Below are 26,363 nucleotides of genomic sequence, written 5' to 3' on the forward strand. Positions count from 1 at the left end.
ATGAGCAACGCAAACCTGTTTGATCTTTCGGGCAAAGTCGCGCTTGTTACCGGCGCCAGCCGCGGCATCGGCGAGTCCATCGCCACCACGCTGGCCGCCTACGGCGCGCATGTGATCGTATCGAGCCGCAAGCAGGACGCTTGCGAAACCGTGGTTGCCAAGATCCGCGAAGCCGGCGGCTCGGCCGAGGCAATCGCCTGCCATATCGGCGAAATGGCTCAGATCGAAGCCATCTTCGCCGCCATCGAGCAGAAGCACGGCCGTCTCGACGTACTGGTCAACAATGCGGCGACCAATCCCTATTTCGGGGCTATCGTCGATACCGATCTGTCCTCGTTCCAGAAGACGCTCGACGTCAACATCCGCGGCTACTTCTACAGCTCGGTGCATGGCGCCAAGCTGATGGCGAAGAACGGCGGCGGCAGCATCGTCAACGTCGCATCCGTCAACGGCGTCATTCCCGGCGACATGCAGGGCATCTATTCGATCACCAAGGCGGCGGTGATCTCGATGACGCAGGCCTTCGCCAAGGAGTGCGCGAAATCCGGCGTGCGCGTCAATGCGCTGCTGCCCGGCGCGACCGACACCAAGTTTGCGGCCGCGCTGGTGCAGAACCCGGAAGTGCTGAACCGGATGATGCCGCATGTGCCGATGCGCCGCGTTGCGCATCCCGATGAAATGGCGGGTGCGGTGCTCTATCTGGCGTCGGGCGCATCGAGCTATACCACCGGTACCGCCCTCAATGTCGACGGCGGTTATCTGATCGGCTGACAAGGCAGCAAGCAGCAAACAATAGGCATTTGAAGCGAGAGTAGGTGGAGACGAAGCAGCACCATAAAAACGGCGGCAGGGCGGAGTACTTCCGCCCTGCAAAGCCGGACCGCTGCGACTTCCTTCAGGCCCGTGTTTTCCATAATGACATGCAACGGTGCCTTCGATGGCGCCGGGTTGCTTTCGCACGTCCCTGAAAGGAGATGGCCATGAGCAAGCACGCTGCACAGCGCGCCAATCCGGCCTATGCCGAGGTCCTGCAGAAGGCAGTGCTGGCAATGCCGATGGCGCGCGAACTGGGCCTGCAATTCAGGCGCGTCGCGCCGGGCGAAGTGGATCTGTTCATTCCCTACCGCGATGCATGGAGCTTTCGCCCCGGGCAGCTGCAGGCCACCGCCATCTTCGCTCCGGCCGAGTTTGCAGCCGTCGCCGCAGCAAGCACCCTGCTGCCGTCCGGATGGATCAATGCCAGCATCGACTGCACGCTGAAGATCGTCGGGCCCGCCGACGGCGAAGCGCTGCTTGCACGCGGCCGCGTCGTCGATGCGGGAAGGCTGCTCAGCGTTTGCGCAGCCGACGTATTCGCGTTGCGCGAGGGCAAGGAAACGCTGTGCGCGACGGCGCTTGCCACTGCGCGCAATATCGAAGTCAAGAATCAGTAGTCAGTAGAACACGGGACGGCCTGCCTCCATGCGTCGGCATACCGGCCTCATCGACCACCCTGCGCAACCCAGGCTGCGCATTCAACGACGGAGCAGAGAAATGGATTTTCAATACAGCCCCAAGGTCAAGGAACTGCAGAAGCGCCTGATCGCCTTCATGGACGAACATGTCTACCCGAACGAGGACCGCTATTACGCCGAGGTCGAATCCAACCGCAAGAAGGGCAACCCCTGGGTACCCACCGTCGTCATCGAGGAACTCAAGGACAAGGCGCGCGCGCAAGGCTTGTGGAATCTCTTCCTGCCGGAATCGCATCGCGGCGCCGGCCTCACCAACCTCGAATACGCGCCGCTGTGCGAAATCATGGGCCGCGCGCTGTGGTCGGCAGAGGTCTTCAACTGCGCCGCGCCCGACACCGGCAACATGGAAACGCTGGAACGCTATGCCAGCGAGGAACTGAAGGAGCAATGGCTGCAGCCGCTGCTCGAAGGCAGGATCCGCTCCTGCTTCGCGATGACGGAACCGGCGGTGGCTTCCTCGGACGCCACCAACATCGAATCCTCCATCGTGCGCGACGGCGACGACTATGTGATCAACGGCCGCAAATGGTGGTCGTCCGGCGCCAACGATCCGCGCTGCAAGGTCTTCATCTTCATGGGCAAGACCGATCCGTCGAATCCCAACCGCCACCTGCAGCAGTCGATGATCGTGGTGCCGCGCGACACGCCCGGCGTGAACGTGCTGCGCAATCTGCCGGTCTTCGGCTATGACGATGCGCCGCACGGCCATGCCGAGATCGTGTTCGAGAACGTGCGCGTGCCGGCCTCCAACATCCTGCTCGGCGAAGGCAGGGGCTTCGAGATCGCCCAGGGCCGCCTCGGACCGGGCCGCATCCATCACTGCATGCGCCTGATCGGCCTGGCCGAGCGCGCGCTGGAAGACATGTGCAAGCGCACGCTCAAGCGCGTCGCCTTCGGCAAGCCGGTGGCGGAACAGACCGTGACGCTCGAGCGCATCGCCAATGCGCGCATCATGATCGACCAGTCGCGCTTCCTCGTGCTCAACGCCGCCCACATGATGGATACCGTCGGCAACAAGGTGGCTGCGAAGGAAATCGCGATGATCAAGGTCGCCGCGCCCAACATGGCTTGCCAGGTAATCGACTGGGCCATTCAGGCGCACGGCGGCGGCGGCGTGACCAGCGATTTCAAGCTGGCCTATTCCTATGCCCAGGCACGCACGCTGCGGCTTGCGGACGGTCCGGACGAGGTCCACCGCAACCAGATCGGCAAGCTCGAGCTCAAGCGATATCAATAACACTGACGAGGAAATGAGATGAGTACATTGGCATTCGATGGCAAGGCCGTGCTGGTGACCGGCGCGGCCAGCGGAATCGGCCGGGCGGCGGCGCTGTCCTTCGCCAGGGAAGGCGCGCGGGTTGCCGTGTCGGATGTGGATGCGGCGGGCGGCGACGAAACGGTTGCGATGATCAGCCAAGCCGGAGGTGACGCCGTCTTCATCCGGGCCGATGTCTCGAAGTCAGCCGACGTGCAGTCGCTGGTGGCCGCCGTCGTCGAGCGCTACGGCCGGCTCGACTGCGCATTCAACAATGCCGGCATCGAGATCGAGCACCGGCCGCTGGCCGAGGCCGATGAAGCCACGTTCGACCGCATCATGAACGTCAATGTCAAGGGCGTATGGCTGTGCATGAAATACGAGATCGCCCAGATGCTTGCGCAGGGCGGGGGCGTGATCGTCAATACGGCATCGGTCGCCGGCCTGGTGGGCGCACCTACCCAGCCCATCTATGCGGCGAGCAAGCATGCGGTGGTCGGCATGACCAAGACTGCGGCGGCGGAATACGGGCGTGCGGGTATCCGCATCAATGCGGTTTGCCCGGGCATCATCCGCACACCGATGATGGACCGCGCAATCGAGCGCGAACCGCGGCGCGGCAAGGCGGTGGAGAAAGTGCATCCGATCGGGCGCCTGGGCGAGGCGCAGGAAATCGCGAATGCGGCATTGTGGCTCTGTTCCGACAGCGCCTCGTTCGTGACCGGACACCAGCTCGCGGTGGACGGCGGACTCACCGCCATCTGAACCGCATCGGATCGACGTCCGATCAATATATACAAAGGAGACAGCACGCATGGCAGAGGAAGTCGAGGCAGCAGCAGGAACCGAAGGCGCAGGCAGCAGACCGTATCCATGGGTCAAATCCTATCCCGCCGGCGTGCGCTGGGATGCACCGCTGCAAACCATGCCGGTGCCGCAGCTATTGGAGGACGCAGCGGCAGCCTGGCCGGATCATCATGCGATCGATTTCATGGGCAGGCGAACCACGTACCGGGAGCTGCTGCAGCTGGTCCGCCGCGCTGCGAAAGGTTTTCAGTCCCTCGGCGTGAAACCCGGCGTGCATGTCGGGCTGTATCTTCCCAACACGCCGCATTACGTGATCGCCTTCTTCGGCGTGCTCAATGCCGGCGGCACGGTCGTCAATTATTCCCCGCTGGATGCCGAAACGGTGCTGGAACACAAGATCGGCGACAGCGAGACGGATCTCATCGTCACCCTGGACTTGGCGTCGCTGTATCCGCAGATGCGGCAGATGATAGGCAGGACGCGCCTGAAGCGGCTTGTCGTCGGCAGCATTGCAGAGATGAGCGCGCAGCCGGAGGCGGTGCAGGCGCAGATGGAAAAGGGCGGCTTGCTCGCCAAGCCGGTGCAGGACACCCATCATGTCGATTTTGCCGACCTCCTGGACAACGACGGCATGTTCACGCCTTACCCGGTAGATGACGTGTCGGAAGCCGTCGCGGTCCTTCAGTACACTGGCGGCACCACGGGCATGCCCAAGGGCGCCATGCTGACTCATGCCAACCTGACGACGGCATGCAGCCAGATCGCCGCCGTCGTCAGCGGCGATCCGCCAGTGCTCGAGCCTGGCAAGGAGCGCGTGCTGGCGGTCCTGCCGCTCTTTCACATCTATGCGCTGACGGTCAACATGCTGTTCGGCCTGCACATGGGAGCGGAGATGATTCTCCATACGCGCTTCGATGTGCAGGCGGTGGTGCAGGACTTGTCGGCCAAGCGCGTTACCGTGTTTCCCGGCGTGCCGACGATGTACACCGCCATCATCAACTATCCGGACATTGAAAAGCATGACCTGAGCGCGCTGAAATTCTGCGGCTCGGGCGGCGCGCCGCTGCCGGTCGAGGTGAACCAGCGCTTCCAGCACCTGACGGGCTGTTGTCTCGTCGAGGGCTGGGGCATGACGGAAACCTCGCCCACCGGGACCTTCACGCCGGTGTACGGCATGCAGAAGGTCGGCTCCTGCGGCATGCCCACCGTGGGCGTCGTTCTCAAGTTCGTCGACGTCGACGATCCCTTGAAGGAAGTGAGCCAGGGAGAACGCGGCGAGATGTGCATCAAGGGGCCCAACGTCATGAAGGGCTACTGGCGCCGGCCCGATGCGACGGCGGCGTCCATGACGGCCGACGGCTTCTTCCGTACCGGCGATGTCGCATGGATGGACGAGGACGGCTTCGTGTTCATCGTCGACCGCACCAAGGACATGATCCTGTGCGGCGGCTACAACGTCTATCCGCGCCTGATCGAAGAGGCGATCTACGAGCATCCTTCGGTGGCCGAGGTCAGCGTGATCGGCGTGCCCGATGCCTACCGCGGACAGTCGCCGAAGGCCTTCATCGCATTGAAGAAGGATGCGCCGGCATTCACTCTGGACGAACTCAAGACCTTCCTCAAGCGCAGGCTGGGCAAGCATGAAATGGTGCAGTCGATGGAGATTCGCAAGGAATTGCCGAAGACGCCGGTCGGCAAGCTGTCGAGAAAAGAGCTGTACGACGAGGAAGCCCGCAAACGCTCGTCATGATGCGCCTGCGCTCGGATGCCGGCGCAGCAGGCTAGTGGCTCTCAGGCTGGCCGCATTGGAACACGGAATGCCTGGTGACGCAGCGGGGAAAGGGCGATGAAGAGGACGAGAAAAGGGAGGCTTGGAAAAGCAGGGCCTGAAAGCAAATGGAGCGGAACACCGTATGCCGGTATTCCGCTCCATCGAATCAGCGCCGGGGTGCAAGCCGGGTGATTCACTCAATTCCGGTCCGGACTGAATGGACCGGAAAAGACTTGTAGAGACCTATGCCGCCCTGATTAGCGGGGCGTGCCGCGGCGCAGCAGATTGACGATCGCCAGCAGGATTACAGCACCCAGGAACGATACCAGCAGCGAGGAGATGCTGAAGTCATTCTGGTTGATGGTACCTGTTCCAAACAGCGGAGCGAGCAGCCAACCGCCAAGCAGTGCACCTACGATACCCACGATAACGTTCAGGAGCATGCCTTGGCTGGCATCTGTACGCATCACGATGCTGGCGAGCCAGCCGAGAATACCACCTACGATAATCCAGATAATAAAATTCATTTTTACCTCCTATGTATGTTGATAGACTGGCTACACGAATAGACTGGCTGCATGTGAAATGGTTCATGCTGCGGAAGGCTTCCGGCCTTGCGAAACCGCATGGATTCGGCTGACGCATGTCGCGTTTCCCCTTGTCCTGACAGGCCGCTTCGGCCGCTTGCACCTTGAAGCGCATCCCGAACACAGAAAGCATCTCGCATGCAAACCATCGCCGGATGATGAATGCATTGAAGGCGCGCTGCGTGGTTGTGAATGCATGCATCGTTCATGTTCATCTGCCCCCGGCAAGCTCCGGCTCCGAATGTTCAGCTGATACTGCGGAGGGAACGTCTTGCTCCATTCCGCCCGTACCGATGTTCATCCTCGGCCGGAAGCGGCGAGAATCCTTCGTCGTCCTCTACCAGGACCGTAACTCCCGGCTGGATCGTCCTCAGGTAACTGGCATATGCATAGGCATCCTCCTTTTCGTCAAATGAAGCGATAGGCTGTTCGCCACCTTTCTCGGAAATGTCCCAGGTGTCATGCAAGCCTGGCGAGATGCAGATGACGTTCGTTTCAAGCGTGTCGATGACCACGTCTATTTCTCCTTGCTGACCGGTGACGGCGCCGAAAGCCGGCGCAGTATTGCGGGAACGGCGATTGGTGCGGGCAGCACGCCCGGGTCGCATGTCTTCGCTGATGATCGATGTCTGATTCATGATGTTGATGTCGCCGGTAGCATTGCACATTGCATACTGCACACCGCGTCATGTCGCGTTCATTCGTGCCGCCCGGGAGCGCTGCGGAACACAATGCATGCCGCGCATGACGTGCGGATGAAATTCAATGGGTTTCGATGGACAAGGCGCAGGCATTGCCCGTGCGTGCAAGGCCGCAATGCGGGAAGCGCCTTTGCCGGGATAGGGCCGCTGCATGCCGATACCTGCTCTGTGTGACCGTATCCCAGTTCATAACAATCTCCATGTCATTGATAGTGGGAAAGCCCATCGGGCCAATTGCGTCTACAGTGCTTGTGCAATTCCTGTGCCTAACCTGCGACGAGGTCTTGCGAAGGGTGAAATCGAAACAAGCGTTTTGTACGCTGCGGATAAGGGTACGGGCATCATGCCGGCTCGCCGCAGGCTGCGCGGTCCCGACAAGGCTTGGAGACACGGGCGTTCCCGGCAATGCCTCTCAAAGGTGCATTGCATTCCGGAACAAGGATCGCCTGCTCGGTTCATCGCATGCTCGAAGCTGTCGGTAGATATCGGTAAGGCTGTGAGGAGATGGAAGATTGGAGAAAGCTCTACTTCATTTGGCAGTTTGCTCGTGTAAATGTTCCATGTATGGTTGAAAACAATACAGGCAGAACTTGCAGCCCTTGCTCGTTGTCCATGTTGTTATGGGGTACGTTTCGCCGCAATTTGTTGCGGTCTTCCCCTTGGGAAGGTAGTGCATAAATGCTAATTGAAGTTTCATTGCGCTGCCGCAGTCGGAGAAAAAAATGGCGACAAATTCTGGTGCGGAAGGAAACTTAATCAGGGTCAAGTTGTCATTTGTTACACCCGAGTACGATCGGTTACAACGTCACCACAGGAGCACATCATCATGACTGAACACGCGTTGGCAGGACAAGAGAGTTACGATCCGAATCGCCTTCTGGACACCCTGCTTGAAAAAATGAATCTCAAGAACGATGCGGCATTGTCGCGCATGCTTGAAGTCGCGCCGCCGGTCATCAGCAAGATCCGCCATCGCCGCCTGCCGATCGGCGCATCGCTGCTGATCCGCATGCATGAAACCACCGGCATGAGCATCCGCGAACTGCGCGACCTGATGGGCGATCGCCGCACCAAATACCGCCTCAGCGATGCGCAGGGCAAACCGAAGCCGGCGCCCGAAGCTGCGCCTGCCCAGCCGCAGCAGAACCAGCCCAGCATGCATTGAATCGGTCCAGCTTTGCATCTGCACGGTGGCCTGACCGCAGGCTGATGCAAAGCGCGGCAGCAGCGTCATGAGGGACCCGGCTCCGCTGTGATTGTCCGTCAAGTCCGTTTTATCCGTTCTATCGCCCTGGCTCGCGGCGACGTTTAAACGCCGGTCCTTCGGACCGGCGGCATCTTCCTTCCTTCACGCGTCCCTGCATCCATTCGCAGTTCCTTGCACCCCCGTAAATAGTTGACTCAGATCAATGTTTTTGCGGCGTCCGCTCTCTATGCTGCGATGCGACTTCCGGCTGTGACGGAAGCGCTTGTCCGTCATGGAGGGAGGTTCCAGTGCTATCCAATCTGACCATCAGATCGCGTCTCGTTTTTGTCGTCGGCTTTCTTTCACTCATGTGCATTGCCGGAGGCGTGATCGGTCTGGGCAGCCTGTCTTTGGCCAATGCCGGCCTCGAAGACAATTACAAGCATCGGCTGCTGCCGGTGAGTCAGCTCGACCGCATCATCCGTCTGATGGAGAAAAACCGGATCGAAATTGCCGACGCCCTCGGCGGCAATGCGGAGTATCGCAGCAAGCAGCTCGATGCAATCGAAAGCCGCATCGGCGAGATCGATGCGGCCTGGAAGGATCCGGCGTTCGGTTCGGACAAGCACATGCCTGCGGATGAAGCGGCGATGATGGGCCGTTTCAAAACGGCCGGCAACCGGTTCATCGAACAAGGCATGCGTCCGGCCATGGCCGCGCTGCGCGCCAACGATACGGAAACGGCGGCGCGCATCGTCCACGGCGGTCTGGAGCCGCTTGCGGCGCCGGTCGAGGAAGCGGTCTCGGCGCTCATGCAGCATCATCTGGAAGCGGCACGCAAGGATTACGAATACAACCAGCGCATCCATGACTGGGTCAGGTTTTCGTGTGCGGCCGGCATTGCTCTCTCGGTGCTGCTCGGCATGCTGATCTGCGTGTGGCTGATGCATGCGATTGCAAGGCCCCTGGCCGAAGCGGTCGAGGTTGCGCGCCGGGTGGCGGCGGGCGACCTCAGCCGGGAGATCGAGGTATCTGCACACGATGAAACCGGCCAGCTGCTGCAGGCGCTGAAAGACATGAATGCCAGCCTGGCGGGCATCGTCCGGGAGGTGAGGAACGGCACCGAGACGATTGCCGCCGATTCAGGCCGCATCGCCTCCGGAAACCAGGACCTGTCGGAACGCACCGAAACCCAGGCCAGCTCGCTGGAGGAAACCGCGTCCTCGATGGAGCAGCTGACTGCAACGGTGAAACAAAACGCCGACAGTGCCGAACAGGCCAACCTTCTTGCCTTGTCGGCTTCCGAAGTGGCGCTCAAGGGCGGAGCGGTCGTCTCCCAGGTGGTCGACACCATGGGCTCCATCAACGCCTCGGCAAGGCGCATCGTCGATATCATCGGCGTGATCGACAGCATCGCCTTCCAGACCAACATCCTGGCGCTCAATGCCGCCGTGGAGGCCGCACGCGCCGGCGAGCAGGGCAGGGGCTTCGCCGTGGTCGCCACCGAAGTCCGGCAGCTTGCCCAGCGCTCGGCCGCCGCTGCCAAGGAAATCAAGACACTGATCGACGATTCGGTGGAAAAGGTGGATGCAGGCGCCAGGCTGGTGGACGAGGCCGGCGCCACCATGCAGGACATCGTGGAAAGCGTGCGCCGCGTCACCGACATCATGGGTGAGATCTCGGTGGCGAGCAAGGAGCAGACCGACGGCATCCAGCAGGTCAATCAGGCGATCAACCAGATGGACGAGGTGACCCAGCAGAATGCGGCGCTGGTCGAGGAAGCCGCGGCGGCGGCGGGGTCGCTGCAGGATCAGGCCGTGGGCCTGGCGCGCGTGGTCAGCGTTTTCCGACTCTCCGGCGACGACGCGCATGCCATTCCAGCCTTGCCTTCCGCGAGAGATGGAACGCTTCTCAGGCTGACATCAGCACCGGCACGCGCATCGATTCCAGCACTGCACGCGTGACGGCACCCAGCATCAGTTCGCGGAAGCGCATGTGGCCGTAAGCGCCCATCACCAGCAGGTCGGCGCCGCGCAGGCCGGCAAGGCTCATCAGCGCATCGCCCACCGGCCCGTCAGACTGGCGCTGCAGCACTTCCGCGTGCACGTGATGGCGCGCCAGATACTGCGCAAGATCGCGGCCCGGCGACATCGCCTGGCTGCGCGCATCGAAGCTGACCACTTCGACATGCTGGGCGCGGCGCAGCAGGGGCAGGGCGCAGGCCACGGCGCGCGCCGCTTCCATGCCGGCATCCCAGGCAATCAAGACCCGCGTGCCGATATTGTCGAAGCGGCCGGCGTACGGCACGACCAGCACCGGCCGCGCGGAATTGAGCACCACGAACTGGGCGAAGTCGGGCATGACGACCGGCGACAACTCCTTCGGATCGTTCTGGCCGATCACCACCAGGTCGGCATAGCGCGACTGAAGGCAGATGCCTCCGCCGGCTTCATCATCGACCAGGCGCTTTTCGTAGGAAGGCAGTCCCAGCTTCTGCGCGGCGGCTTCGAAGTCCTCCAATCCCTGCCTGGCGCGGTGGCGCAGGAAGTCGAGGTGCGTGCGCAGGTTGGGATCCAGTTCCGCCAGCATGCGTGCCTGCACCAGGTAACGGGAAGCGCCGGTGGTTGCGGTGCCGATCAGGTGCGCCTGCTCCGCCATGGCGACCGCGGCAGCGATCTTGATGCGCTCGCCGGCGGATGCGGATTCATCGACATGCACCAGGATGGTTTTGTAGGCCATGGGATTCTCTGCCGAGGCGCTGTGAAGGCGCAGCGCGGCTTGCATTTCGTGTCGCTTAACATAGCGCCAAACCGCAAAAGACCGCATGCCGAATCCGCCCGCTTTGACAAGCATCAAGCGATATGACTCGCAGCGCGGCGTCGCAGCGCATTGCGGCTATCTGCTTGATTTCGGAAGCGCTCTCCGTAGAATGGAAGGCATTCCGCCGCCATGGAGTTGACATGCGCCTGTCCATCCAGCCCTTGCAGCGCACTCTTGCCGTGCCGTCTTGCAGCAGCGCAATCCAGCGCATGGGCCGCCGGTGACCACCGCCCACTTCCGCTTCTATGCCGAGCTGAACAATTTCCTTGCGCCATGGCAGCGCCAGCAATGCTTCAGCCATCCCTGCTCGCGCGACGCGAGCGTCAAGCACATGATCGAGGCGCTCGGCGTGCCGCATACGGAAGTCGACCTCATCCTCGTCGACGGCATTTCGGTGGATTTCTTGCATCGCCTGCAGGACGGCGAGCGGGTGAGCGTCTATCCCGTTTTTCACAGCATCGACGTGACTCCGCTGGTGAAGCTGCGTCCGGCATCATCGGGTGTCGACAGGTTCATCGCGGATGCGCACCTGGGCCTGCTGGCCCGCAATCTGCGCATGCTCGGTTTCGACGTGCTCTACCGCAACGATTACAGCGATGCCGAAGTGGCGCGGATTGCCGCGGAGGAAGGCAGGATCGTGCTCACGCGCGACCGCGATCTGCTGATCCGCAAGGAAATCGTACGCGGCTGCTACCTGCATGCGGTCGCCTGCGACGCGCAGATGGCGGAAGTGCTGGGCCGCTTCCGGCTGGCGCAGGCGGTCAATGCCTTCAGCCGCTGTCTCAATTGCAACGGCCTCCTGCAAAGCGTGCCGAAGTCCGACGTGCAGGAACGCGTTCCCGATCACAGCCGCAAGGCTTATGACCGCTTCTATGAATGCACGGGCTGTTCCCAGGTGTACTGGGAAGGGTCGCACGTGGCCAGGATGCGCCAGCGCGTCGCCCGCATGCTAGGCGAAGAGGATGAGCCGGTGCAGGAGGAGGACGGCGACAGGAAGTAGAATGCCCGGGCATAAACCAATTCCTTTCCGTTCATGAACAAGCTCTATTCCGCCGCCTGCGAGCGCAACCGCGATCCCATCCTTGACGTGCTGCGTATCACGCTTGCCGATGCGCGCAGCGTGCTGGAGATCGGCAGCGGGACCGGCCAGCACGCCGCTTACTTCGGCGCCGCGCTGCCGCACCTGACCTGGCAGACCAGCGACCTGCCGCAGAATCATCCGAGCATACGGGCGTGGATCGCGGACACGCCGAACGTGCTGCCGCCGATCGCACTCGATACCGGGGCCGGCCCCTGGCCGCAGCAGTTCTTCGACGCGGTGTTCAGCGCCAACACCTGCCACATCATGGCATGGGAGGAAGTGGTCGCCATGTTCGCCGGTATTGCAGGCGTGCTGCAGCCGGGCGGCGTCGTCTGCATCTACGGGCCGTTCAATTACGGCGGACGCTTCACCAGCGAAAGCAATGCCGCCTTCGATGCTTCGCTGCGCTCCCAGGCGGCGCACATGGGCATCCGCGACTTCGAAGCGATGAACGCGCTGGCTGGCAGGCATGGGCTGAATCTGGCCGCTGATCATCCGATGCCGGCCAACAACCGGCTGCTTGTCTGGAAGCGGTGAGCGACCCGGGCGGCCCGAAGATCAGTGAATGTGCAGGTTCGCCTGCACCCGGAGCAGATCCGTGAAATGCTCCGCCGATACCGGCTCGCTGAAGAAGTAGCCCTGTACGCTGTCGCAATCGTTGTCGCGCAGGAAATCGAACTGCTGCTGGGTCTCGGCGCCTTCCGCGATCACGCTGCATTCGAGGCTGTGCGCCAGGTTGATGATGGCCTTGGTGATTGCCGCATCGCTGCGGCTGAAGGGCACGCCCTGCACGAACGACTGGTCTATCTTCACCGCCCGGATCGGGAACTGCTTCAGGTAAGCCAGCGATGAATAGCCGGCGCCGAAATCGTCGATGGCCACGCTGACGCCGATGTCGCGCAAGGCCCCAAGCACCGCAATGGCCTTCTCGGGATCGGCCATGACCGCGCTCTCCGCGATCTCGAGTTCCAGATAGCGGGCCTCCAGCCGGGTGTCGGCAAGAATGTCCATGATGTTGTCGATCAGCCTGTCATCGCTCAACTGCCGCGCCGACAGGTTGACCGCGACTTTCATGCGCGCCGGATTGACCTTCTGCCATTCCCGGTTCTGCCTGCAGGCATTGCGGATCGCCCAGTAGCCGATGGAATGGATCAGACCCACTTCCTCGGCGAGGCGGATGAAGCGCTGCGGCGGCACCGAGCCGAACATCGGATGGTTCCAGCGCAGCAGCGCCTCCATGCCGCTGATGCGGTTGCTCAGCACATCCATCTTGGGCTGGTAGAGGATGAACAGCTCATTGTTCTCGATGGCGCGGCTGAGCGCGGTTTCCATCGCGATTCTTTCCTCCGCATGCCGGTTCATCTCGGGGGAGTAATAGCGGTAGTTGTTGCGCCCCACCTGCTTGGCCTGATACATCGCGGTATCGGCATGCTTGAGCAGCGTTTCCACGTCGGTGCCGTCGCTGGGGTAGCTGCTGATGCCGATGCTGGTGCTGATGACGAGCGTCTCGCTGCCGACAACGAGAGGAGGGCGGAAGGCCGCAAGTATCTTTTCCGCGATGACATTGCCACGATGCGGTTCGTCGACATTTTCCACCAGCACGACGAATTCATCGCCGCCCAGACGCGCGACAGTGTCGGATTCGCGCAGGATCTTCTGCAGGCGGGTGGCCGCCTCCTTCAGGACGAGGTCGCCGACGGCGTGGCCCAGCGTATCGTTGATCAGCTTGAAACGGTCGAGGTCGAGGAACAGCACCTCGAGCGACCTCGCGGGCCGCTCCGCGATCGACAGCGCATGCTCCAGCCGCTGGTAGAACAGGATGCGGTTGGGCAGCCCGGTCAGCGAATCGTAGTGCGCCAGGTAAGCCATCTGCTGCGCGGTGCGCTTGCGTTCGGTAATGTCCCGGGCGATGAAGAGCGAAGCCCGCCGGCCGCGGTACATGAAGACCGAGGAATTGAGCTCCAGGTCCAGCACGATGCCGTCGAGACGCCGGATGCCCAGTTCCACCGGCCCCACCGCATCGCCTTCGCGCACCTGCTCGATGCGCTGCCGCACGGTGTCGTAGAACTGCGGCATCAGGAACTCATACAGCGAGCGGCCGATGATCTGGTCGCGATGGGTTGCGCCGAGCAGGCAGACCGCGGTCTGGTTGGCCAGCACGAAATGGCCGTCCTGCTGCGCAAGGATGGCGTCGGGCGAAAGCTCGACGACGGTGCGGTAGCGTTCCTCGGCTTCTCGCAGGGAAGCTTCGGCTTCCTTGATATCGCTGATGTCCTGCACGGTGCCGAACATCTTGGCCGGCCGGCCCTGCTCATCCGTCTGCAATTGCCCGCGCCCGGCGACATGGCGCACTCCGCCGCCCGGCGGAACGATACGGTATTCGAGATGGAAGGGCTGGCCGAAATTGCGGCAGGCGCCGATGGCCCGGCCCAGCATCTCGCGGTCATCCGGATGAATGAGCTGCCTGGCGTTGTCGAGCGTCGGCGGGAACTCGTCCTTCTTGACCTGGTAAAGCCGGTACAGTTCGTCCGACCAGGTGAATTCGTTCGTTTGCAGGTCCCAGTTCCAGCTGCCGATCTGCGCCAGCGACTGCGCCTCCGACAATTGCCGTTCGCTCTGCGCCAGCTCGCGCTCCACCTGCTTGCGCGCCTCGATGTCTTCCATCAGCGCATCGGTACGTTCCCGCACCCGCTGTTCCAGACTGTCGCGCTCAGCACGCAGTGCCTGTTCGACGGCGGCATGGCGATACACCAGGCTGGCCAGTGCCAGGCCGGTGGTGCCGATTACGCAGATATACACCATCAGCAACATGAGCGAGGTCGACACATCTCCGCTCGCAAAGGGGCTGCTGCCGCGCGCGGTATGCCAGGCCGCGATGGCGCAGATGGTCGCCGTGGTCCAGTTGACGGCGGCAAAATTGAAGCGGAACGCCGCCCACAGCAGGAAGGGAATGGGCAGGTAGACGATAGGCTTGAAAGGTAAAGTGCCCGCGAATGCGAGTTTGGTGACTGCCAACAGCAGCAAGAGGAACATACCTGCCTCGAAGAGCTTCGCGCGGGACCAGGGCCGGCCGCCTGAAATATTCAAAGCCATCAGCCACGGCACGCCGACGATCATGCCGGTTGCATCTCCCAGCAGCCAGGTCAGCCATGTCATGGCGGCCTGCGCCGGGGCACCTGCCCGGTCAGGATAGGCATGGGCGATCGCAGCCGCTCCGAATGTGGCGCCGACGATGGCGCACAGCACCGCGATGCCGACGAAGCGAAAGATCGGTCCCTGGTGGATGAAACCCTTGCGCGAGGGGTAGAAGCGATCGATCAGGTAGACCACCGCACAGGCTTCCAGCGCGCTGCCGATCCCGATCGCCACGGACGAGATCAGCGGAAGTCCGGTCGACAGCGAGGTACTGAGGATGGCGCCGATCACGATGGCCGGGGCGATCCAGTAGCCCAGCCTCAATACTGCAAGAACGGCCAGCGCCGCCGGCGGCCACAAGGGGCTGACCATGCCCGGCAGCATGCCGAAACCGAAGGACAGGCGGCAGCTCAGGTAATACAGGAAGGTGAACAGGACAAACGCGGAGAGGTAGGACACGCTTCCTGCCCAACGGTCCGGCAAGGATTGTCGGCTCGCATGACTTTTCAGAATACTGAACAAGTTCATCCCAGGCCTTCCGTAGGAGAAGCGGTGAGGAGGTCGAGCGTGTCGCTACACGACTGGCCTGATCAATATGCCATTCTTTGTTTCTTATTTTGTTGAATTGGCGCAAACATGGCGGCCCGCCCATTTTGTCTATGACGCCTTTTCAAAACAATGGTTTCTGCCGCTCCCAAGCCGATTTCCACGTGCATTCGCAAGAGTTCGAGGACGGCGGCAGGCGGCTTCCACGCAACATGGGAGTGAGCTCAACGCTATTTTCCTCGATATAAAAAATGCAATTACTTTGAGATTTATCAAATACTTGCGTTATAGTTTCGTTACGGAAATACAAGGCGGGAATCCAGTCTTGGCCTCGCGATATCGCGGGTTGCCAAGTGCAGTCTCGCGTGCAGGCGCCTGCCGGCATTACATCATCAGAACCCACCGAGACACGCGGACCATGACAACTTCCACTCTTCGCTTCCTCGCCGGCGCAGCCCTGACCGCGTGTGCGGTGACCTGTCATGCTGCGGAGGAGGATGCGATCGGGCGCTTCGAGATCAGCCGCTTCGACGTGGCCGGCAATACGCTGCTGGCCCAGCCCCGCATCGACCGCATCCTGGCGCCTTATACCGGAAAAAGCCGCAATTTCGGCGATGTGCAGCAGGCGCTCGAAGCGCTGGAAGCGGCCTATCACGCGATCGGCTATCACGTCGTCCAGGTCGCGCTGCCGGAGCAGGAGCTGAACCAGGGGGTTGTCAGGCTGCAGGTGATCGAGACCAGGCTCGGAAAGATCCGCGTCGAGGGCAACCTGCATCACGATGATGTCAATATCCGGCGCAGCGTGCCGGGGCTGCGTGAAGGCATGCCGCCCGATCTCGGGCGCGTATCCTCCAGCCTGAAACTGGCCAATGAAAACCCCGCCAAGAAAACCACGCTGCAGCTGCAGAGCGGCGAGCGCGATGATGAAGTCGATGCGCTGCTCAAGGTCAGCGACGAAAAATCCTGGCGCGTTGCCGCCCTGATCGACAACAGCGGCAACCGGACCACCGGCCAGACCCAGCTCACCACGCAGCTGCAATATGCCAATGTCGCCAATGCCGACCAGGTGCTCAGCCTGCAGTACACCACCACGGTGCAGAAACCGAGCCAGGTCAGCGTCTACGGTATCGGCTACCACATTCCCTTTTATGCGCTCGGCGATTCGATGGACCTGTTCGCCAGCTATTCGGATGTCGACTCCGGCTCGGTGCTGGCCGGCATCGTCAACTTGCAGGTCAGCGGACGCGGCACCATCCTCGGCGCGCGCTACAACCAGAACCTGCGCCGCACGGGCGACTATGAGTCGCGCCTGAGCTACGGCATCGACTACCGGGAATACCGCAACAACGTGACGGTGCAGGGCGCTCAGCTCGGCAATGACGTGACGGTGCATCCGCTCGGCATTACTTACGGCGGCACCTGGACGGCGGGACAGTCGGAATTCAATTTCAGCATCACCGGCATGCACAACCTGCCCGGCGGCGAGCGCGGCGCACAGGCCGATTTCAACCGGGTGCGGGCCGGCGCGCGCGCGGGTTACAACATCCTGCGCTACAACGCGAACTATGTGCGGGCGCTGCCCGGCGACTGGCAGATGCGGCTCGGCTTTACCGGCCAGCAGACCGCCGATGCCCTGGTGCCGGGCGAGCAGTTCGGCGCCGGCGGCGCGAACACGGTGCGCGGATTCAACGAGCGCGAGCTGTCCAACGACCGCGGCCAGCTGATCAATGCCGAGCTGTACACCTCCAACCTGTGCGGCGCCCTCACATCGATCGCGGCGCAATGCAGGGCCCTGGCTTTCTACGACGTCGCCCAGGTGCGCCGCAACGACCCGCTTCCAGGCGAACAGGACAGTGCATCGATCGCCAGCGTCGGCCTCGGCATGCGCATGGCGGTGAGCAGATACATGACCATGCAGCTCGACTACGGCCGCGTGGTCAACGCAGGCGTGACGCAGGCCAGGGGCGACAGCCGGGTGCATGTACGGATCGGCCTGACGTACTGATGTGCTGATGTACTGACGAGATGAAGGAAGCTGAGGAATACATGAGAAGCCAAGCAAGAACCGGCGGCGGGCAGCGCACCTCCGCCGTCCCCGGCTTGAAACGCCGCCTGCTGCCCATGCTGATTGCGGGATGCTGCCTGCCGTCCCTGTCGACAGGCAATCCGCTCGGCGCACAGGTCGTGAACGGACAGGCGGCATTCAGCCAGCAGGGCAATGTGTTGTCGATCACCAGCACGCCCGGCACGATCATCAACTGGCAGACCTTCTCGATCAATCCCGGCGAGATCACCCGTTTCATCCAGCAAAACCCGAACAGCAGCGTCCTCAACCGCATCGTCGGCCAGGATCCCTCACAGATCCTCGGCGCGCTTCAATCGAACGGACGCGTTTTCCTGGTCAATCCGAACGGCATCCTGTTCGGCAAGGATGCACGCATCGACGTCAACGGTCTCGTCGCCTCCACGCTGGCAATCAGCAATGAAGACTTCATCAGCGGACGACTGAACTTCAAGGCCGGCGACAAGGCGGCCGGCCTGAAGAACCAGGGCGCCATTACCACGCCGTCAGGCGGCAAGGTCTACCTGATTGCACCGAACGTGGAAAACAGCGGCATCATCACGTCGCCGAAGGGCGAGGTACTGCTCGCCGCCGGACATACGGTGCAGCTGGTGGATTCGCTGGACCCGAACATGCAGGTCGTGCTGAGCGCGCCGGAGAACGAAGCGCTCAATCTCGGACAGGTGATCGCCCAGGCCGGCAGGACGGGAATGCTGGGCGCGCTGGTGAAACAGCGCGGCATCATCAATGCCGACAGCGCGGTGATCGGCGAGAACGGCAAGGTGGTGTTCAAGGCAAGCCGGGATGCCTTGCTGGAAGCGGGCAGCCGCACCAGCGCGCGGGGCGCGGGGAAGGGCGGCGAAGTGATCGTGCAGGGCGAGCGGGTCGCCGTCAACGGCGATGCGCAAGTCAGTGCCGATGGCAGGCAGGGCGGCGGAAGCGTGCTCATCGGCGGCGACTATCTCGGAAAAAATCCATCGATCGCCAATTCCAAGCGCAGCTTCGTCGGCAATGATGCCGTCATCAGCGCCAGTGCTACGGAGAGCGGTCACGGCGGCAAGGTTATCGTCTGGTCCGATGGCGCAACCGGCGTGTACGGCAGCATTTCAGCGAAAGGCGGTGCGCAGGCCGGGAATGGCGGCTTTGTCGAAACGTCCGGCGCAAAGCTGAGTGTGGCCGGCGCCCGAATATCCACGGCGGCGCCCAAGGGAAGCGCTGGAAGCTGGCTGCTCGATCCCACCGACCTCAACGTGGTAAGTACGCTGGCTTCTGTCGGCAATACAATCGCGGCCGATTTCGACGCACTATCCAACGATGACCTTGGAGAAGTGCTGGCGTCGGCTATCAATCTTGCAACAGGAAATGTCACGCTGACGGCCAGCGGCAACATTACCGTCACGAGTGCCATTTCACGGGCAACCCCTAACCAGGGCCTGGCGATGCAGGCCGGCGGCAATGTCGCGATCAACAACAGCATCAATACCAATGGCGGAAACCTGACCCTGCAAGCCGCCTCCGGCATTACCCAGGATTCGGCAAGCGTCATCACCGCGTCCCAGCTTACGGTAACTGCAACGAACGGCAGTATCGCAATGGCTGGCTCCAACGCGGTCGGCACTTTCACAGGAGCCGCAGGAACATCGCTCGACTTCAAAAATGGCGCGGCCGACCTGACAGTACAGGGACTCACCGCGGGCGCCAACGATGCGGCAAACGTGTCGTCCGGTACCAGGCTGACAGTCAATGGCATGAGCACATGGTCGGGAAGCGGAAGCAGGACGCTTTCGTCGCAGGGGGATTTGGTCCTCAATACCAATCTGGCGGCCTCCACCAATGGCACAGGCGCGGCGAACTTCATTGCAAAATCGACAGCCGGCAATGTCACGCTCAATTCAGGCAGCGACATCAAGTTCACCGGTACTGCCTTCAAGCTGCTTGCCGGCGGCAATGTGAACATCAATTCAGCTGTTGACTCGGGAAGCGCCTACACGACCGTCATCGGCGGGTGGGATGGAGTGGATGCGAACCCGCAAATCAGCTCCAGTACTGCAAGCAGCATCAGCTTCGGTTCGGGAGGTGCACTTAGCAGCTCTGCTACAGCCATCTACAAGGCAGGCTCGGGAGGGATCTCGACGAGCGGCATTGGTGGAGGCGCATCCGGCGTGTTCATCGCCAGCCCTTATGTTGCCCTGTATTCGAAAGGCGGCATTTCAATTGGCAAGCTGGATGGAAACGTCATGGCAAAAGCGGGTGGCGATGTTTCAATCGCAGACGCGGGGGCCTTCGTGCTGCCGACCGGCACAGCTTACGATCCACTGGTGCCAGTTGGCGTATCCACCAGCAGCGGCAATGTAACGATCAAGGCCGGCAGCAACTCGCTCAGCAGCATTGATGCTCCGGTTTCCGCAACGGGAACCGTAACCATCAACTCCGACAAGCTTATTGTGAATGCTACCGTTACCGGGACCAAAGTTGCGCTGGCTCCGGTGACCTCGGGTACCGCCATTGAGGTCGCCACGAGCAATCCCGACAAAGTCCCGGCAGGCATGCGACTGACTGCGGCTGAACTGAACAAGATAAATGCCGGCACTCTCACGATCGGTGATGCGAGTAGCGGCAATATTCAGATCCAGGGAAAACTGCTGGGCGGGACCGGCGGAGCGCTTGAGCATGTCACCGCCGGCATGAGCCTGAAGTCCGGCGGAGCCATTACGCAGACGGCCGGCAGTACCATCGTCGGCGGATCGAAAGTGCAGGCAACCGGCAGCAGCGTCACCCTGACCGAGAATAATTCAACCGGCGTCATCGCCGGCTTTGCCAGCACCGGCGACTTCAGATACCGTTCGCTTAATGGCATTTCCGTGCAGGCCATAGATGATGTCGAAGGCATTAGCGTACCCATCGGGAAAAACGTGGAACTGGTATCCACCCACGCAACTGCCGGCATCAGCCAGAGCAGCCGCATTACCGGCGGCGTGCTGCAGCTCGAAACACCCGGTCCGGTATCGCTGGACAACGCGGCCAACAGTGTTGAAAAAGTCAGTGCTGCGCTCAATCCGGGCGCAGCGGGAACCGGCTCGTTTTCCCTGACGAACGGAGTGTCCGGCGGTTGGGAGGTGACTTCCATCACGACCAGGGACAAGGCGATCGCCTTGCAGTCCTATGCGGGAGAAACGACTGTTGCCGGAAGCGTGAATGCCGGAACGGGCAATGTCACCATCTTCGCTCCCAATCTGACCCTGGGCGCCGCCTCCGCCATCAACGGCGGCAGCGTCACGCTGACGGCCGGCAACAACGATGCAAGGATTACCCAGCTTGCCGGCAGCACGGTGACAGGAACGTCGCTTCATCTGGTGTCGGACAACCTCGACGTCGGAGGCGTGCTGGTCGGCGGTTCCGGTACGTCGAGCCAAGTCAGCTTTTCTACAAGGACGTCGGGACGCGCACTCGAAATTGCCGGTGCCGTGGCAACGCCCGGCGCCCTGAGCATCACGCAATCCATACTCGGCAAGATCAATCCAACAGGCTTCAATGCCGGCTCGATCGTCTTTCAAAGCAACAATGGCGCCGCAACCTTCAAGGGAAACTACATCAGCCCCGGCGCCGGCGGTGCCTATACCAATATTTATGCCGGCTCGATAGGACAGGATGCCGCGACGTCGATCAAGGGTGGACTGCTGGCGGTGGCGAGCACGGGATCCATCGATCTGCAGGGAGCGAATACAATCAATAATCTGGGATCGCTGGTGTCGTCGGGTCCTGACGGCTACGTGAAAATCAAGACCGGCGTGTCGAACCTGAATATCATGGGCTCCATGTCGGCCGGTGCGGGCGGCTTGGAAATCACCAATACAGGCGGCGGCATATCGGTAGGCAGCGCCCAGGTGGCAAGCAGCGGAAGTGCCAAGCTGACCTCCGCGGGCAATCTCACGATCTCAGGGTCGACCGCGGACTCGTTCGTGAAAGCCGGGTCGAGCATCAATCTCGATGTCAATGGCGACATCGGTTTCTACAGCAGCGGCAGCAACAAAGCGTATGTCGCGTCCCTGTCGTCGGCGCCGACCAGCCTCACGTTCAGCAATCCGACCGGCAAGGTCAGTTTCAATGCTGCCCAGGCAACAACCACCACGTCGGGAAGCAACGGCTTTTTCTCCAGCGGCGTACCCGGATCGGGCGCAAATGCCGCGGTGCTTGGTACGACGCTGATCATCAACGGCGGCAATGCCGGAGCGCTGACCACGGTGCCGTCGACCACCAACCCTCCGCCGTCGACGACACCGCCTTCACCCTCGGCTCCCAGCATTGGCGAATGCGTTGCGAATCCTTCGCAGTCCGGATGCAATGCCGTACTGCCGAACATTGCACAGTGCACGAACGCGCCCGCCACGGCAGGCTGTTCCGTGGTGCTGCCTACGCTTGCTGCTTGCACGACCGCCCCAACGACGGCGGGATGCAGCGTCGTGCTTCCTACGCTGAGCCAATGCACAAGCACGCCGTCGGCTGCCGGGTGCTCGGCAGTCCTGCCTACACTTGCGGCTTGCACGGCTACCCCGGCTGCGGCAGGCTGCAGCGTGGTCCTTCCGACGCTTGCCGCCTGCACGAGTGCGCCGACTGCCGAAGGCTGCAGTGTCGTCCTGCCGACGCTGGGCCAGTGCACCATCACTCCGTCAGCTGCTGGGTGCTCGGTTGTTTTGCCGACAATTGCAGCCTGTACAAGCGCACCTGCGACTGCAGGCTGCGGCGCGGTTCTGCCGAGCCTGAACCAATGCACGAGCACACCGGCAGCAGCAGGCTGCTCCGCCGTTTTGCCGACCCTCGCTGCGTGTACCAATGCACCTGGAACCGCAGGTTGCAGCGTGGTCTTGCCGACGCTGAACCAGTGCATCAGCACGCCGAGCGCCGCCGGTTGTTCTGCGGTTCTGCCTACGATCACCGCCTGTACGAGCGCCCCGTCTACTTCAGGCTGCAGTGCAGTGCTGCCAACCCTCAGCCAGTGCACCGGCACACCGGCAACCGCTGGCTGTACGGCGGTATTGCCTACACTCGCGGCCTGCATCAGTGCGCCGACCGCGCCAGGCTGTACCGTCGTGCTGCCGACGGTAGCACAGTGCTCCGCTACACCGTCTCTTGAGGGATGCTCCGCGGTGCTGCCGATCGCCAACAAGTGCACGGCCGACCCGGCTGCCGAAGGGTGCTCGACGGTGCTGCCCAGCGTGACGCCGCAGGGACGCCGCACTCTGAGTGAAACCGTCGCTACAACATCGAACACGATACTGACCATGATCTCGTCGGCCGGCGAATCTTCCACCGTGACGAACCAGTCCCGGGCCGAAAGAACTTCGGTTTCCGGCGGCAGCAGCGGAAGCGGTGACAAGGGCGAGGCAAAGAGCAGCAGGAAGACAACTTCCGGCCCGGAAGACAACGGAGTACTGAAAAATGAACCAGCAAAGAAGCTCTACTGCAACTGATGCAGCCAAGGCGGCCAAGGCAGCCAGAGCGCTGGTCTTTCTCGGCGCGCTTTCCGGAACCGCCCTGGCGTTTGCAGCACAGGTCGCCGGCACCGTGGCCAACCTGAGCGGACCGCTGATTGCCAGGAAGGCGGACGGCACCGTCAAGGTGCTGTCGGTGAAGTCGACGGTGGAGGAGGGCGACACGCTTATCGCCGAAAAGGACACCTATGCGCGCATCCGGTTCACCGACAACAGCGAAATTACGCTGAAACCCGGCACGCAACTGAAGATCGACAGCTTCAACTTCGAGGAAGACAAGCCGGAGAAGGACAGCGCGGCGTTCAATCTCGTCAAGGGCGGCCTGCGCGCAGTGACGGGTGCGCTCGGCAAGCGCAGCAGGGAGCGCTTCGGCATGAATACGCCAACCGCCACCATCGGCATCCGCGGCACCATCTTCATTGCCGAATACGTTCCGCCGCAGTCCGGACAGCCGGTGCAGACAGGGCAGTCCGATCGCTCGAAGCATGCCGCATACGCATTCGCCAGCGTGGCGGCCGTCGGCCGGCCGTATGCCAATGGGCTCACGGTGAGCGACGCGCCGTGGAGCGCTTCGCCGCTGGAGATGCTGCCGCCGCGCGGCGAGCTGCTGCAGCTCGCGCAGGCAGGCGCTCCGCAGCCATCACCGGGCCTCAATCCCGGACGCGCGCCCGGCCTGTACGTGCAGGTGCTGGATGGCATGATCAACCTGAGCAATCAGGGCGGCTCCCAGGATTTCCTGAGCGGGCAGTTCGGCTATTCGGCGAGCGTGACAGTGCCGCCGGTCATCCTGCCGAACAACCCCGGCATGCAGTTCACGCCGCCGCCGGTATTCAATTCGAGCATCGCGCCGCAGGGCAGCGGCAATGCCGCTTCGGGCAACGGCAACGACGTGGATTGCGAAGTGCGTTGAGTCTGACTGGAGCGTGGACGACAATGCCGCAGTCCGGCCGCGGCATTAATTTTCAGGAAGGAAGTTTGCAGGACCTGCAGCCTGGAGCTGCAATCCGCTTTACTTGATGCACACCGCCCGCACCTGCTTGATGTCGGTTATGCCCGACAGGATCTTTTCGATACCGTCCATCTTGAGCGTCAGCATGCCGTCTTCCAATGCCGCCGCAAGCATGAGCGCGACCCGGCTGTGCTCCTGGATCAGGCGCTTAAGCTTGTCGGTGCCGAGCATCAGCTCATGCAGGCCGACGCGGCCCTTGTAGCCGCCGCTGCACTGGTCGCAGCCGACCGCGCGAAAGAGGCGGAACTTGCCGTCGGCGCCGGCATGGTGTTTCTTCCACTGCTGCAGCACCGATTGCCGGCCCGCCTGCGGGTCCTTGAACGCTTCGGTATGGCGCAGCTCTTCGCAATATTCCGCGAGCAACAGCTGTAGTTCCTCTTCGCTGGGTTCATAGGCCTCTTTGCAGTGCGAGCACAGGCGCTTGGCGAGGCGCTGCGCCAGCACGCCGAGCAGCGCGTCGGCGAAGTTGAAGGGATCCATGCCCATGTCGAGCAGGCGCACGATGGATTCCGGCGCGCTGTTGGTGTGCAGCGTGGAGAAGACCAGGTGGCCGGTGAGCGAAGCCTCGATGCCCATCGCCACGGTTTCCTTGTCGCGCATCTCGCCGACCATGATGACGTCGGGATCGGCGCGCAGGAAGGCACGCATGGCGGTGGCGAAGTCCAGGCCGCTCTTGCGGTTGACCTGCACCTGGCGCAAGCCCTTCTGCGTAATCTCGACCGGATCTTCCGCAGTCCAGATCTTGGTCTCCGGCGTATTGAGGTGATGCAGCACGGAATGCAGCGTGGTGGTCTTGCCCGAGCCGGTCGGGCCGCAGACGAAGAACAGGCCGTAGGGCTTGCTGACCGCGCCGCGCAGGCGTTCGAGGTTGTGCGGCAGCACGCCGAGCTTGTCGAGCGGGATCGGTTCGCCGGCCGCCAGTATGCGCATGACGATGTCTTCGACGCCGCCGGCCGAGGGAATGGTAGCGACGCGCAGCTCGATGTCGAGCGGGCTGAATTTCTTGAACTTGATCTTGCCGTCTTGCGGCTTGCGGCGCTCGGAGATGTCGAGGTCGCACATGATCTTGATGCGCGCGGCCAGCGCATTGCGATAGCTGCCGGGAATTTCGATGTAGGGTTCGAGCGTGCCGTCCTTGCGGAAACGGATTACCGTCTTTTCCTTGCCGGGGCGCGGCTCAATGTGGATGTCGGAAGCGCCCTGGCGGTAGGCATCGACAATCACCTTGTTGACCAGCTTGACCAGTTCATTCTCGGCCGCCGCCGACAGCTCGGCTTCCGACAGTTCCTGGGCATCGTCGTCATCGCCGCCGTCGAGGCCGGACAGCAAATCGCCTACCGACGCAATATCCCCCTCGCTGCCGAAGAAAAGATCGATGGTCTGCCTGAATTCCCGATGGGTGGTGACGCGGTAGGAGAGGCGGGCCTTGGGAAAGACATTGTTGACGATGCGCGCATTGCGCGCATGCTCGGGATCGGTGGCCAGGATGACCATGCCTTCCGCGCCGTCCTCGATCGGTATCCACTGGTTCTGCTCGACGAATTCCCGCTTCAGATGCTTCAGCAGGTCGACCGGCTTGACCCGGTCGCCGCGAAAACCTTCATAGGGCACGCCGAAGAATTTCGACAGGGCCTGGCCGATCGCAGCCGGCCTGACCTGGAAATCCCTGATCAGGACTTCTTCGATATCGTCGTTCTTGCGTCGTGCCGAACGCGTCGCCAGTTCGAGCTCGCCGGCGGCGAGCACCGCTTCGGCCACCAGCGCGCCATACTTGGAACGGATCACCGGGGCCGGCCTGAGGCGCTGGGCATAGGCGATGGCCAGCGTCTTGCACAATTCCTTGAGGCCTTCCTCGGCCACCTGCGAAAACGCGCCGCCGCTGCGGTTGTTGATCAGCTGGATGGCGCCGAGCAGGGCGTTGCTCTGCTGGTCGACCAGCGGCGCCACCAGCATCTGCCGGGTGCGGTAGCCGGTCTGCTGATCGACCCCGCGCTGGAACTGGAGGTCGGGGGAGAGCGCCTTGAGTTCGCTGTCGTCGTAGACGTCGCGCAGGTTGATCACGCGCCGCGACATGGCCGCATAACCGGCGATGCTTTGCGAAGAGACCGGCAGCTGGAAATCCCTGAAGGAATTGAGACCGGTCTTCACCCTGGACACGATGCAGGTCTTGTCCTCGCTCAGCACATACAGCGTGAGCCGGTCGCTGTCGAACAGGTCGCAGATATCCTGCGACAGATCGAGCATGATCTCGTCGAGATTGCTGGTCGCGTGGATCTTGTTGGTGACGGACTGCAGCTTCCTGAAAAGGCCGAGCCGGGCATTTGCATCGTCCGTCGCGCCGGTGCCGACGTTTTCGCTGGTTGTAGGTGTACCGAGAACCGCGCTCATGTGGTCCTGCTC

At 62.2% G+C, this 26,363-nt stretch carries 17 protein-coding genes; 12 read left to right on the top strand and 5 right to left on the bottom strand.

Features of this window, described 5'->3' with window-relative positions:
* The 5 genes from IGW03_RS14000 (at window position 1) to IGW03_RS14020 (ending at window position 5,326) form a co-directional block, all read left to right on the top strand.
* Entirely contained in the window at window positions 1–771 is a 771-nt protein-coding gene (locus IGW03_RS14000) for an SDR family oxidoreductase (protein WP_194723189.1), read from the top strand.
* A 209-nt stretch (window positions 772–980) separates the two neighbouring features.
* Window positions 981–1,433, top strand: coding sequence for a PaaI family thioesterase (locus IGW03_RS14005; protein WP_194723190.1), 453 nt, complete (start codon window positions 981–983; stop codon window positions 1,431–1,433).
* A 100-nt stretch (window positions 1,434–1,533) separates the two neighbouring features.
* A complete protein-coding gene (locus tag IGW03_RS14010) occupies window positions 1,534–2,751 on the top strand; it encodes an acyl-CoA dehydrogenase family protein (RefSeq protein ID WP_194723191.1) in 1,218 nt (405 codons plus the stop codon).
* Between the two features lie 18 nt (window positions 2,752–2,769).
* Entirely contained in the window at window positions 2,770–3,534 is a 765-nt protein-coding gene (locus IGW03_RS14015) for an SDR family oxidoreductase (protein WP_194723192.1), read from the top strand.
* Between the two features lie 49 nt (window positions 3,535–3,583).
* Entirely contained in the window at window positions 3,584–5,326 is a 1,743-nt protein-coding gene (locus IGW03_RS14020; protein WP_194723193.1) for a long-chain-fatty-acid--CoA ligase, read from the top strand.
* 278 nt (window positions 5,327–5,604) lie between these two features.
* On the opposite strand, the gene IGW03_RS14025 is transcribed toward IGW03_RS14020, so the two are convergent.
* Both IGW03_RS14025 and IGW03_RS14030 read right to left on the bottom strand, forming a co-directional pair.
* Window positions 5,605–5,874, bottom strand: a complete 270-nt coding sequence (locus IGW03_RS14025; RefSeq protein WP_194723194.1) for a GlsB/YeaQ/YmgE family stress response membrane protein — start codon at window positions 5,872–5,874, stop codon at window positions 5,605–5,607.
* 305 nt (window positions 5,875–6,179) lie between these two features.
* On the bottom strand, window positions 6,180–6,602 hold the full coding sequence (locus IGW03_RS14030) for a hypothetical protein (RefSeq protein WP_194723195.1): 423 nt from the start codon (window positions 6,600–6,602) through the stop codon (window positions 6,180–6,182).
* Window positions 6,603–7,461: 859 nt separating this feature from the next.
* Here IGW03_RS14030 and IGW03_RS14035 point away from each other — a divergent pair.
* Window positions 7,462–7,800: a hypothetical protein gene (locus IGW03_RS14035; protein ID WP_194723196.1), complete on the top strand. Its 339-nt coding sequence runs from the start codon at window positions 7,462–7,464 to the stop codon at window positions 7,798–7,800.
* A 329-nt stretch (window positions 7,801–8,129) separates the two neighbouring features.
* Window positions 8,130–9,785, top strand: coding sequence for a methyl-accepting chemotaxis protein (locus tag IGW03_RS38895; protein ID WP_194723197.1), 1,656 nt, complete (start codon window positions 8,130–8,132; stop codon window positions 9,783–9,785).
* On the opposite strand, the gene IGW03_RS14045 is transcribed toward IGW03_RS38895, so the two are convergent.
* Window positions 9,733–10,560 (bottom strand): universal stress protein, encoded by an 828-nt coding sequence (locus IGW03_RS14045; protein ID WP_194723198.1) that lies wholly within the window; start codon window positions 10,558–10,560, stop codon window positions 9,733–9,735. The genes IGW03_RS38895 and IGW03_RS14045 overlap by 53 nt on opposite strands.
* Window positions 10,561–10,828: 268 nt before the next feature.
* Between IGW03_RS14045 and IGW03_RS14050 the strand changes: the two genes are divergently transcribed.
* Both IGW03_RS14050 and IGW03_RS14055 read left to right on the top strand, forming a co-directional pair.
* Window positions 10,829–11,641: a Mut7-C RNAse domain-containing protein gene (locus tag IGW03_RS14050; protein WP_228535510.1), complete on the top strand. Its 813-nt coding sequence runs from the start codon at window positions 10,829–10,831 to the stop codon at window positions 11,639–11,641.
* Between the two features lie 33 nt (window positions 11,642–11,674).
* A complete protein-coding gene (locus IGW03_RS14055; protein ID WP_194723199.1) occupies window positions 11,675–12,259 on the top strand; it encodes a DUF938 domain-containing protein in 585 nt (194 codons plus the stop codon).
* A gap of 21 nt (window positions 12,260–12,280) precedes the next feature.
* Here the strand turns inward: IGW03_RS14055 and IGW03_RS14060 are convergent, their stop codons facing one another.
* Window positions 12,281–15,316, bottom strand: coding sequence for a bifunctional diguanylate cyclase/phosphodiesterase (locus tag IGW03_RS14060; RefSeq protein WP_194723200.1), 3,036 nt, complete (start codon window positions 15,314–15,316; stop codon window positions 12,281–12,283).
* A gap of 505 nt (window positions 15,317–15,821) precedes the next feature.
* Between IGW03_RS14060 and IGW03_RS14065 the strand changes: the two genes are divergently transcribed.
* From IGW03_RS14065 to IGW03_RS38050, 3 genes are read left to right on the top strand one after another with little or no spacing between them, the layout of a single operon-like run.
* A complete protein-coding gene (locus IGW03_RS14065) occupies window positions 15,822–17,408 on the top strand; it encodes a ShlB/FhaC/HecB family hemolysin secretion/activation protein (protein ID WP_194723201.1) in 1,587 nt (528 codons plus the stop codon).
* 41 nt (window positions 17,409–17,449) lie between these two features.
* Window positions 17,450–22,933 (top strand): two-partner secretion domain-containing protein, encoded by a 5,484-nt coding sequence (locus tag IGW03_RS14070; protein ID WP_194723202.1) that lies wholly within the window; start codon window positions 17,450–17,452, stop codon window positions 22,931–22,933.
* Complete coding sequence (locus IGW03_RS38050; RefSeq protein ID WP_228535514.1) at window positions 22,902–23,864, top strand: FecR family protein; 963 nt, start codon at window positions 22,902–22,904, stop codon at window positions 23,862–23,864. Before IGW03_RS14070 ends, IGW03_RS38050 begins: the two co-directional genes overlap by 32 nt.
* 99 nt (window positions 23,865–23,963) lie before the next feature.
* On the opposite strand, the gene IGW03_RS14080 is transcribed toward IGW03_RS38050, so the two are convergent.
* Window positions 23,964–26,351, bottom strand: coding sequence for a GspE/PulE family protein (locus IGW03_RS14080; RefSeq protein WP_194723203.1), 2,388 nt, complete (start codon window positions 26,349–26,351; stop codon window positions 23,964–23,966).
* Window positions 26,352–26,363 lie beyond the last annotated feature (12 nt).

Source organism: Noviherbaspirillum malthae, from assembly GCF_015352985.1.
Classification (GTDB): Bacteria; Pseudomonadota; Gammaproteobacteria; order Burkholderiales; family Burkholderiaceae_D; genus Noviherbaspirillum; species Noviherbaspirillum malthae.